The following is an 11,303-nucleotide window of genomic DNA, read 5'->3' on the forward strand; positions in this document are numbered from 1 at the left end:
GCTTCGGTCCTCTTAACGGTTCTGTTCAGGATTCCACTGGGCATACCGCTGGCCGCGCAAGAACTGCCAGAGGCCGATGCTCATGCCCGCCAGTGTCACCAGCAGAAAGGCTGCGAGACGAAACGGTTTGGGCAAGCGGTGTTGCGAATCCAGCAGTCCGGCGATCGCCACGGCGTAACCGAACAGTTGCGCGATCAGGCTCAGGCGATAGAAACCATGCTCGTTCCACAGCCAGAAGTTGCTCAGCAGCAACGGCAGCAGGAGGATCGGCGCCAGACGGCGGATCATTTTGTGGCTGATCAGTGCGAGCGAATACAGGCCGTGTTTGAGTGGGTTGAGCAACTCGCTGCGCTGGGCCAGGCTTTGCAGGCCACCGACGGTTACCCGTTGACGACGGCGGAACTGTTTATCCGCCTCGTCTACACCGTGATCGATCACCTGCGCCTCGGGCACGTAGACGATGCGTTTGTGCGCCACTGGCGCGCAGGTGCTGATAAAGAAATCGTCGTTCACTTCGGCCGGGACGTTCTGGAACAACTCACGGCGCAGGGCGAGCAGGGCCCCGTCGGCGGAGACCATGCAGCCGGTGCGATTTTCCACCCGGCGCAGCCAGCCTTCGTAATGGCGATAGAGGCTGTCGCCGACGCTCAAGCCGCCGCCAGTGACGGGAATCACCATGTGCCCGGCACAGGCACCGACCTGCGGATCGCTCAACGGCGCGAGCAAGTGGCCGAGGGTGTCGCGCGACCATTGGTTGTCGGCGTCGGTGAACACCAGAATGTCGCCGCTGCTCACGGCGACACCGGCATTCAGTGTGGCGGCTTTGCCCTGGCGCGGCAGGTCGAGCACAGTGATGCGCGGATCGACAACTTTGTGCGCGCACGCCACGGTGTCATCGCTCGAGCCGTCGCTGGCGAGAATGATTTGCAGCGTCGCCGGTTGATAATCCTGGGCCAGCAGAGTGCGCAACTTGTGTTCGATATGCCGCGCCTCATTGTGCGCGGCGATCACGATGCTGATCTTCAGCGACGGCGCCGGGGTGTGGCGCCAAGCCGGAAACAGCGGCGCCAAGATCGTCAGTAGCAGCGGATAACCGATATAGGCGTACACCGGCAGCAACAGGCACATCCAGAACATGAATTCAGCCACGGGCAGGCCTCCTGGCGTTCCAATGACACAGACTGAGAATGAACGCGGCACCGGCCAGATGCAGGCGCAGCCAATGCAAGCCCCACAGTTGCAGGGTCAGGCCGACATCGCGATGTTTGATGCTCTGGCGAATGCTCAGCACCAGGCCCGGTAACAAGGTCAACATCACCATGATCGCGGCGTGATGCGGGAAGCCGTCGAGCAGTGCAGAAATCGCCAGAAAATCCAGAATCCACACCGCAATCGACAGCATCGGAAAACGCAGCAAACGCAGGCTGAAACCGTGGGTGCGCAGCAGTTGCAAATGACTGCCCTGACGCCATAGTTCCTTGCCCATCCACTCGCGCCAGTTCATTTCGTAACCCCAGTGCAGGGCGACGTTGTTGTTGATCGACAGCAGCACCGCACCGTGTTGGCGCAGGCGCAGGGTGAACTCCTTGTCTTCGCCGGTGCGCAGGTTTTCGTTGAAACCGCCGACCTTGTCGAACCAGCGTTGGCGCATCAACAGGTTGGAGCTCGGCAGCCAGTCCACTCCATGTGAGGTCTGCGAGGACACGCGCAGGGTGCGCCGCTGCCACGCGGTGGCGTACCAAGGCGCTTCGGCGGGGGTGTGCAGATCCAGGCCGAACACATCGGCCTGAGCACTGGCCTCCAGATCGAACAGCGGCTTCAGCCAGTCTTCCGGCATTTCGATATCGGCGTCGATGAAGGCCAGCCATTCACCCGTGGCGATGGCCGAACCGCGATTGCGCAGGGCGCCGATCAGCAATCCGGGCATGACCAGCACCTGTGCGCCGAATTGCCGGGCGATCTGCGGGCCTTCGTCGCTGGAGCCGTTGTCGACGACGATCAGTTCGCATTCGATGTCGGCCGCGTGCGCGGCTTTTTGCGCGGCCAGCAGGGTACGGCCAATGTGGCGGGCCTCGTTGTACATCGGGATGACGATGCTGATCCGGCTCATGCCTTGGCCTCCGTCAATGGGGCTTGCTCGGCTTTGAGGCGCAGGACGCTGGTCAGCGCGAGCATGATCCACACGTATTTCTGGTTCGGTGCGCTGAGGAACATCAGGAACAGGGTCAGCGACAGAAAACTCACACCCAAGTGGGTCATCAAGTCGGCCTGTTGCCAATCGCGTCGTAGCATCCACGCTGCCCGCGCGCGGATCAGGTTGTACAACCCGAGGCCGAGCATGCCGACAAACAACAGGCCGGCCGGAACGCCGATCTCACTGAAAATTTCCAGGTAGGTGTTGTGGGCGCGGCGGTAGAGGTCGCCGATCTTGCGGTTGGCGGAAAACGCCTTGGCGTAACCGGTGGTGGCGTAGTGCAGCGGGAAGGTGCCCGGGCCGGAACCGAGCAGCGGGTTCTCGCGGATCATCTGGCTGCCAACCACGATGTACGAAGCGCGGCGACCAAGGGATTCGTCCTGCGCCTTGGAGCCGGCGCTGAGGATACTCAGCGACTGGATGCGCGCCATGTAGCCGGCGGGCATCGCATAAATGGCCAACGGAATCACGATTGCCGCGCCAAGCATGGCGAAGCCTGAATGCCGAGGACGAATCCGCGTCAGTTGGGAGCGGTAATGCCAGCAGCCGATCAACAGACTCAAGGCCACCACCACCAGCCCCGAGCGCGATTCGGTCTTGGTCATGCCGCCGAGTAACAGAATGCAGCATCCGCCCCAGAACAACCGATGCAACAGGTTCGGGCTGCGGATCACCAGCAGCAGCGCCAGCGGAATGGCGAAGGCGATCAGCATGGCAAAAGCATTAGGGTCTTCGAGCAACCCGGCGGCACGGCCCTGATCCTGGAACTTTGCCGAGAACATGGCCATGGCGCAGGTGGTGCTGATGGCCAGAGTTGCCAGTCGGGCGAACAGATCAAGGTTCAGTTCGCGACCGATCAGCAGGGTGATGACAAACAGCACCAGGCCGACACTCAGTTCGCGCAGGTGCCCGAGTGACATGCCCATGTCATCGGTATTGAACAGGCTCAGGAAGTACAAAACCATGAACCAGATCAAGTAACGCCAGATATTGCTGCGCAGGCGCTCCGAGGGCATCTGGTGCAGAGCCAGTTGCAACATCAGGATCACCGCCAGCGAAGCGCCGAGGAGTTTGCTTCCGGACAGAAGACTGTCCTTGAAGAAACCTTCGAACGGCACCAGCGCAACGATACCGAGCAGGCCCCAGGTCGGCTTGCGATACAACACCGCAAAACCCACCAGGCCCAGCACCGCTCCCGGCGCCAGATAAGGATAAGGGCTGGCCAGCAAAGCGATGCAGACCAGACCGAGCAAACTGACGATCGAGAGCGGGAAAATCATGCGCGTGCCTCCCGTGCCGTGCGGATGTACAGCTGCGACCAGCGTTCGGCCAAAGCCTTGAGGTCGTAGCGATCCTGTTGCGTGCGTTTTGCGTTGTCGCGCAGTTGCCGCCCCAGTTTCGGTTCGTTCAACAGCGCGTCGAGCTGGCGGGCGAGGGCAGCACTGTCGGCCGGTTCGGCGAGTAAACCGTTGTGCCGGTGTTCCAGCACATCGGGAATCCCGCCAACACCGAACGCCACCACTGGCACACCGGCCTGCATCGCCTCCAGCAAAATCATCGGCGTGCCCTCAGTGCGCGAGCTGATCACCAGCGCATCGAGTTGCTGCCACCAGGGTTGCATCGCGATCTGATAACCGGGCAAGCGAATCCGTTGCTGCAAGCCGGCGCCGTCGATACGCGCCTGCAATGCCTCGTGTTCCGGGCCGTCGCCGAGCATCACAGCGTCCAATTGCGGATGCTGATGACACAGTGGAATCAGCGCATCAAGAAACAGATCCGGGCCTTTCTCGCTACTGAGCCGACCGACATATCCGGCGAGCCAGCGTGGCCTATCAGTGTTGTGGACCATCTGCGCAGGGGCGGCCGGCAAACCATTGGGGATCACCTGCAACTTCTCCGCCCGGACACTGGCCTGACGGTGCAACACGGCGATGCTTTCCGCCACGCAGACCACCCGGTTTACCGAAGCAGTGCGGCACAGTTGCAGGCTGAGCCAGGTGTAGAACTTTTGCTTGCGGCTACGCGGGGTGAACCCGTGTTGGGTGATCACCAGCGGCAGGCGCAACAGCGTTGCGCCTGCCCAACCGAACAGTAGCCCTTTGAAGTTGTGCGTGTTGATCAGCGGCTGCTCGTGTTGTCGTTGACGCAAGTGCCGCAGCAATTCACCCAGCCCGGCACAGCCCTGGCAGTCCACCCCGGCCTCGCGAAAGCGCGCGATCAGTTCTGGCGGCGCGTCGAGAAACAGCACCTGATGCTGCCCCGGCGTCGCCAGACAATGATCCAGCAACATCCGCTCGGCCCCATAGAACCCGCCGCTGCTGAGCAAATGAATGATCGGCAGCGCGGCGTTCGGGGTGGGCACGGTCTTCAATTGCGCACCCAGTGCAAGAAGCTTGGCACTGTCCAATTCTTGTGTGGATTGCTCGGCAGCACGTTTTGGTCGTTGATCACCAGCAGCACCGGAATGCCCAGTTCGTGGCTGATTTGCGCCGGATGTTTGAAGCGATGATCGAAGAACTCACGCACGTAGACGAAAGCGATCGCCAGCAGCAGACCGGTGAGCATGCCGAACGGAATAATCAGCCCCGGCTTGGGAAACGCCGCTTCGGTCGGTTCGAACGGCGGGCTCAGTACCCGGGCGTTGGACAGATCATCGTTCAGCGCACCGGTTGTACTGCTTTCGGCAAAGCGCTGAGCGTAGGTCGAGAACGCGGCATGCAAGGCGTCGATTTCGGTGTCCATCTGCCGCAGCTTGCTCTGGGTTTGCTGCAGGTCGCGGATGCGCGCCTTGAACTCAGTGATGCGCGCGGTTTTCTGATCGATCACCTGTTGCACCACTGCCAGATCGTTGGTGCGTTCCTGAATGCGGTTGCTCACCACTTTGAGGAATTGCTGACGGGTGCGGGCGATCTGCTCGCGGGTCAACAGCATCGGTTCGCTGCTGGGCTGGAAGACGGCGAGGTCATTCATATAGCGGCTGACCTGGGTGGTCAGTTGCTCGCCCATCTGTTTGATTTCCCGATCCTCGAACGCCACGTTGTCCACTGTGGTGGTGAAGGTGAAGGGGAAGGTGTAATCGTTGAGTTTGCTGGTGCTGGCGGCGGTCATCGCGGTTTTCAGGTATTCGAGCCAGCGCTGACTTTGCAGCAGACGGTCGCGATACAGGTTCAGCGCTTGCTCTTCGGTGTTGATCGCGTTCAAACGGAAGGTGATTTCTTCCTTCGGATCGGACGCGCCGACACTCTCCAGCAGGGCCTGACGGTTGCCTTCCAGGCCATCGAGGCGCACCTGATAGAGGTGCTTCTTCGATTCATAGAAGGACTGTGGCAGGTCGATCGATTGCAGCGCCTGGCGGCTGAACAGGTAGTTTTGCAGCAGAGCGGCGACAAACGTCGTGCCTTGATGCGGGTCAGGGAAGCTGTAGATGATCGAGATCACGTTGGAGCCGGGCAGGGTCTCGATTTTCAGACTGTCGATGGCTTGCTGGGTCAACGCATCAAGCGCCGTGTCACGCACCGGATCGGTTTCCAGCCCGAGCATGTTGCGCGTCGGGTTGATCACGTATTGGCGCAGCGGCGAACTGATGTAACGCTTGAACGGCTCGCTCACCAGTTTGCTGAAGATGCCCGGCGAAGGCGTGTATTCGCCTTTGTCGCGCAATTCGCTGATGGTCTGGCGGATCAGTGCTGGCGAACGGAGGATATTGCTCTCGGTTTCCATGTCCGCCAGTGAAGGTGGAATGAAAGTGGCGTTGTCCACCGTCAGCGACGTGGTGGCGTCACCCTGGGAGAGTTTTTTCGACTGCACGATCACTTGCGCGGTGATATCGAAGCTCTGTTTGAGCAACAGGGGCAGCAGCAGGGCGATGACTGCAAAGGTCAGGAAGACGCGCTTCACCAGTTGCTTGTTGGCGAAGAAAATCCTGAAGAACTCATGCAGGTAGTTTTCCTTTGGGTTCATGGTCGGTCACCTGAGAGTTAGTTATCACTGTCTTTGTTGTCGACGCGGTAGCCGAAGCTGAAACCGACGCCCTGGAACAACACCACGTCGGCCAATTGCCGGGCGAGTTCGCCGGCGCTGGCCAGTTTGGTTTTCGGTACGAAGAGCATGTCGTCCGGTTGCAGATACGCGATCTGCGAAGCATCGCCGGAAAGGGCTTTCTCTACGTCGTAATGCACGGCCTGCACCTGATTGCCGTTGCGACGCATGATCACCACCGAGTCCAGCCGCGCCTTGACGTTGGTTCCGCGCGCCAGGGTCAGCGCTTCAAGCACCGAGACCGGCCGGCGAATCGGGTAGGAGCCTGGCTGACCGACTTCACCGAGCACGTAAATCTCGTTGCCTGCGGTGGATTTGAGCAGCACATCCACAGTCATCCGACCAGGCAGTTTTGCGTACCTCTGGTTAAGGAAGGTTTCCAGTTGATTGACGGTCATGCCTTGCAGCGGCACGGCACCGATCTCGGGGAAACTGGCGTAGCCGTCAGTGCCCACAGTGATCTCGCGGCTCATGCCGGTGGCTGGGTGATTCAGCGCGTTTTTCAGGTTTTGTTCGTTGGTCAGCGGGCTGATGATCTGCACGGTCAACTGATTGCGATTGGGCTGGAACAGTTGTTTGCGCTGGTAGGCCCGCTGGATTTCCTCACGCGCTTGCTCGCTGGTCAGCCCGGCGATTTTCACCGAGGTGTTGGCGCCCGGCAGTTCGATGGTGCCGTCCGGCAGCACCAGTTGGTTGCCGTTGAGCTGGCTGGCGGCGGTGAAGTTCAGACCGATCTGATCACCCGACTGCACGCGATAAGCGTCCGAGCCGCTGGTGCTGATGTGGAAGATCACGTCAAGCACATCCTGTGGGCGCAGGGTCTGCTCGATCTTCGGCATGTCGGTCGCCTGGGCGTTGGCCGGGGCGGCGGTGAGGATATTCACCGGCATGGTCTGGGTTTCGGAGGTGCTTGAGCAGCCCGCGAGCGGCAGCATCAGCAGCACAAGAATCTTGGCGTTCATGGCGTCATCCTTTGCGTTCGCTTACAGGTTTTTGTAAAGCCATTTAGGCATGTAGTACTTGCGCCGGTTGAACACGCTACCGACCACTTTTGCCCCGGCCTGAGTCAGGCGTTGCACGGCGGCCTGGGCGACTTCCCAGCGGGTGTCTTCGGCGCGAACGACAAACACCACGCCATCCACCTGAGTACTGATGACCAGCGTGTCGGCGGCGGAATACACCGCGTCGCCGTCAATCACCACGAAGCGGTATTGGCTGCCCAACTGGTCGAGCAACGGACTCAAACGCTCGGCGGTCAGGTGTTCCATGGTGCGGATCGGCCGGCCATTGGGCAGTACGTGAAATGGCAGGCTCGACACCTGCACCACGCAGTCTTGCAACAGTGGTGGGTTATCCGGATTGAACAGCAAGTCGCGCAGACCGCGCTCTTTGCTCAGGTTCAACTGCTGGGTGAGATTGCTCGCCGACTGGCTGGCGTCGACCAGCAGCACCTGGCCGCTGCTCATTTGCGCCAGTTGACTGGCCAGCGCCAAAGCGCTGGTGGTGGTGCCGGCGCCGGGGTTGGCGGCTGTCAGGAACAGGATCCGCAGATCAAGATCCAGCACGGTCGACGTCAGGTTCGATTCGCTGGGGTTGGCAATGCTCAGGCTTTTGTTGGTTGAACCGTCCATTAGCTTGCTCCGTGGCCGCTGAATACTTTGAAGGGGGTTTTCAACAGGATCTTCAGATCAAGCAAAAGGCTTTGCTCGGCGATGTAGCTGAGGTCCAACTCAACGCGCTGGTCGAAGTCGATGTTGCTGCGTCCGGAGATCTGCCACAGGCCGGTCATGCCGGGGTAGATAGCCAGACGTGCGAGGTGATTGTCCTTGTAGCGGTAAGCGTTGAACGAGGTCGGGCGGGGGCCGACCAGGCGCATGTCACCGGTCACCACGTTGATCAGGTTGGGCAGTTCGTCGAGGCTGGTGCGCCGCAGGAAACTGCCGATGCCGGTAATGCGTGGGTCCTTGTCGATTTTGAAGTCGATGGCGTCGGCCCCGTGTTTGTTGAGGTGACGCAGCGACTCTTTCAGCTCTTCGGCGTTGGCGACCATGGTGCGAAATTTGTACATGCCGAACTTGCGACCGCGGTAGCCGGTGCGTTTCTGCACGAACATCACCGGCCCTTGGCTGGTGAATTTGATGATCAGTGCCAGGCCAATCAACAGCGGCGAAATCAACAGCAGAATCGTCAGTGCGCCGAAGCAGGCCACCACCCGATTGGTGCGCGACAGTTGCCATGGCCGACCGCCATCGCGACCGGTGAACCAGCCGCGGCCCTGGCGGTGAATCGCCGCATCGAGGCGCATTCGGTGCTCGGGGTCGACGCGCTTGTCACGACGCATCTCTTGGATCGGCACACCTTTTTCATGTCCAGTCATGGAGTCCTCCACATAAATTCAGCCGCGAGCGGCACGTGGGCGATAGGCAGTGGGGTAGTAGTCGCGGAACCAGGCGATGAACCGCCCCAGTCCTTCGTCCAGCTCTATCCGGGGCTGAAACCCGGTGGCCTGGGCCAGATCGCTGGCCTCGGCGCAGGTATTGAGCACGTCGCCCGGTTGCAGCGGCAGCAGCTCGACAATGGCTTTCTGGCCGAGGTGTTTTTCCATCAGCGCCAGATAGGTTTTCAGTGCCACCGGGTGTTGCCCGCCGATGTTGAACAGCCGCCATGGCGCCATGCTGCTGGCCGGGTCGGGTTGCTCGCGATCCCACTCGGGCTGTGCCAGCGGCGGCATATCGGTGAGGCGGGCGATGCTTTCGATGATGTCGTCGATGTAGGTGAAGTCGCGCTGGTGCTCGCCGTAGTTGAACAGTTTCAGCGGCTCGCCTTGGCTGATCGCCCGGGCGAACTGGATCGGCGACATGTCCGGCCGACCCCAAGGCCCGTACACGGTGAAAAAGCGCAGGCCGGTGCAGGGAATGCCGAACAGATGGCTGTAACTGTGGGCCATCAGCTCGTTGGCTTTCTTGGTCGCGGCGTACAGCGACAGCGGATGATTGACCCCGTCCTTCACCGAGTAGGGCGTGTGCTGGTTGGCGCCATACACCGAGCTGGATGAGGCGTAGATCAAATGCTCGACCGGGTGATGCCGGCAGCTTTCAAGAATGTTCAGGAAACCGTTGAGGTTGCTGTCCAGATACGCCCGCGGATTTTCCAGCGAATAACGCACACCGGCCTGCGCGGCGAGGTGGATCACCACTTGCGGACGTTCACGGACAAACAGCGCGTCGATGGCCGACGCATCGGCCAGGTCCACCGTGGCGAGCTGGAAATCGCCGACCTGCCCTCGCACCCATTGCACGCGGTCGTGCTTGAGCTGCGGGTCGTAGTAGGCGTTGAAATTGTCCAGGCCGACCACCGCGTGCCCGTCGCGCATCAGCCGAAGGACGCAATGGGCACCAATGAAACCAGCCGCGCCGGTGACCAGAATCTTCATGATCGCAGCCCTTCGGGGGCGATGTGGCGCAGGCCTATGCCGCTGTAATGCAGACCCGCAGCGGCGAGATGTTCCGGGTTGTAAAGGTTGCGACCGTCGACCACCACCCGTGAGCGCAGTTTGCTGGCCAGCAGCTCGAAATCCACCACGCGAAAGTTTTTCCACTCGGTGCAGATCACCAGTGCATCGGCGTCTTCGAGGGTGTCGTCGCGGGTGGCGCACAGGTGCAAATCGTTGCGGTAGCCGTAAATGCGTCGGCATTCGGACATGGCTTCTGGATCGTAGGCTTGCACGCTGGCGCCCTCGGCCCATAACGCATCCATCAGGTAGCGGCTGGGCGCTTCACGCATGTCATCGGTGTTCGGTTTGAACGCCAGGCCCCAGATGGCGATGGACTTGCCGGCCAGGCCTTGGGGGAATTGCGCTTTCAATTTGCTGAAGAGAATGTGCCGCTGCAGATCGTTGACGTCGGTGACGCTGCGCAGCAGTTTGAGCGGCATGCCGTTGTGTTCGGCTGTGTGCAGCAGGGCGCGCAAGTCCTTGGGAAAGCACGAGCCACCGAAGCCGCAGCCCGGATAGATAAAGTGGTAACCGATGCGCGGGTCGGAGCCAATGCCCTTGCGCACCGCTTCAATATCGGCGCCGAGCAGTTCGGTGAGGTTGGCCAGTTCATTCATGAAGCTGATGCGGGTGGCGAGCATCGCGTTGGCGGCGTACTTGGTCAGCTCGGCGCTGCGATTGTCCATGAACATCAGTTTTTCGCGATTGCGGCAGAACGGTGCGTACAACTCGCTCATCTGCTCGCGGGCTTCTTCGTCGCGGGTGCCGACGATGATCCGGTCCGGGCGCATGCAGTCGGCGAGGGCGCTGCCTTCCTTGAGGAACTCGGGGTTGGACACCACGCGCACCTGCAAATCGGTCTTGCCGCGGCGCAGCAATTCGCTGTTGGCAGCGGCCAACACCTGATCCGCCGTGCCGACCGGCACCGTTGACTTGATGATCAGCGTGCGATCGGCCTCCATGTACGAAGCGATTTGCCGAGCGACATTGAGTACGTGGCTGAGGTCGGCGGAACCGTCCTCATCGGCCGGAGTGCCGACCGCGATGAAGATCAATTCGGCATGCTCGACCGCGTCGCTGGCCTGGGTGCTGAACAGCAGGCGCCCGGCCTTAATGTTTTCTTCAAGGGTGCTGGAGAGGCCTGGTTCACTAATTGGCGGTACGGCTTGTTGCAGTTGTTTAATCTTGTTCGGGTCAATATCAACGCACAAAACCCGATGACCTACATCTGCAAGTGCGGCGGCTTGTATAAGACCAACATAGCCCGTGCCAAATACGCTCACGTCCATCTGCGCACCCTCGATAGAGCGAAAAGAAGAAGTTCGGAAGAAGACTGTAAAAGGGGTATAGCGCAGGGTTTGAAAAGCGTGTCAGCAAAATGACATGTTGCACCTGTATAATACTTGAGCGTTTTTTGGCGATTAGCCATCAAGTCATTGCTGCGATTAGATTTGTTGATTTTTTGCAGATTTGTTCAGATTTCAAATAAGCGATGGATGGTCGTAAGCCTCTAGTATTAAGGCTTGTAGCGTTTGTGGCGTGTCAGATTTGAGTCATCTTTTTTTTGACGCTTTCTAA

Annotated in this window: 10 protein-coding genes; all 10 read right to left on the reverse strand. The window is 60.2% G+C overall.

Translation table 11 applies throughout. The features are described from left to right. Positions 1-12 precede the first annotated feature (12 nt). Genes IAI51_RS02455 through IAI51_RS02500 form a run of 10 tightly spaced genes read right to left on the reverse strand, consistent with a single transcriptional unit; the run spans position 13 to position 11,014 of the window. On the reverse strand, positions 13-1,149 hold the full coding sequence (locus tag IAI51_RS02455) for a glycosyltransferase family 2 protein (protein ID WP_187677036.1): 1,137 nt from the start codon (positions 1,147-1,149) through the stop codon (positions 13-15). Next, on the reverse strand, positions 1,142-2,110 hold the full coding sequence (locus IAI51_RS02460) for a glycosyltransferase (protein ID WP_187677037.1): 969 nt from the start codon (positions 2,108-2,110) through the stop codon (positions 1,142-1,144). Before IAI51_RS02460 ends, IAI51_RS02455 begins: the two co-directional genes overlap by 8 nt. Further along, entirely contained in the window at positions 2,107-3,474 is a 1,368-nt protein-coding gene (locus tag IAI51_RS02465; RefSeq protein ID WP_187677038.1) for an O-antigen ligase family protein, read from the reverse strand. The genes IAI51_RS02460 and IAI51_RS02465 overlap by 4 nt, the downstream gene beginning before the upstream one ends. Further along, positions 3,471-4,565, reverse strand: a complete 1,095-nt coding sequence (locus IAI51_RS02470) for a glycosyltransferase family 4 protein (RefSeq protein WP_187677039.1) — start codon at positions 4,563-4,565, stop codon at positions 3,471-3,473. Before IAI51_RS02470 ends, IAI51_RS02465 begins: the two co-directional genes overlap by 4 nt. Beyond that, positions 4,562-6,154: a GumC family protein gene (locus IAI51_RS02475; protein WP_187677040.1), complete on the reverse strand. Its 1,593-nt coding sequence runs from the start codon at positions 6,152-6,154 to the stop codon at positions 4,562-4,564. The genes IAI51_RS02470 and IAI51_RS02475 overlap by 4 nt, the downstream gene beginning before the upstream one ends. A gap of 17 nt (positions 6,155-6,171) precedes the next feature. Next, positions 6,172-7,194, reverse strand: a complete 1,023-nt coding sequence (locus IAI51_RS02480) for a polysaccharide biosynthesis/export family protein (RefSeq protein ID WP_187677041.1) — start codon at positions 7,192-7,194, stop codon at positions 6,172-6,174. A 21-nt stretch (positions 7,195-7,215) separates the two neighbouring features. Next, positions 7,216-7,863 (reverse strand): CpsD/CapB family tyrosine-protein kinase, encoded by a 648-nt coding sequence (locus tag IAI51_RS02485; RefSeq protein ID WP_008084477.1) that lies wholly within the window; start codon positions 7,861-7,863, stop codon positions 7,216-7,218. Next, positions 7,863-8,609 (reverse strand): sugar transferase, encoded by a 747-nt coding sequence (locus IAI51_RS02490; RefSeq protein WP_187677042.1) that lies wholly within the window; start codon positions 8,607-8,609, stop codon positions 7,863-7,865. The genes IAI51_RS02485 and IAI51_RS02490 overlap by 1 nt, the downstream gene beginning before the upstream one ends. An 18-nt stretch (positions 8,610-8,627) precedes the next feature. Further along, entirely contained in the window at positions 8,628-9,665 is a 1,038-nt protein-coding gene (locus IAI51_RS02495; RefSeq protein ID WP_187677043.1) for an NAD-dependent epimerase, read from the reverse strand. Beyond that, a complete protein-coding gene (locus IAI51_RS02500; RefSeq protein WP_187677044.1) occupies positions 9,662-11,014 on the reverse strand; it encodes a UDP-glucose dehydrogenase family protein in 1,353 nt (450 codons plus the stop codon). Before IAI51_RS02500 ends, IAI51_RS02495 begins: the two co-directional genes overlap by 4 nt. Positions 11,015-11,303 lie beyond the last annotated feature (289 nt).

This window comes from Pseudomonas sp. N40(2020) (assembly GCF_014472415.1).
GTDB lineage: Bacteria > Pseudomonadota > Gammaproteobacteria > Pseudomonadales > Pseudomonadaceae > Aquipseudomonas.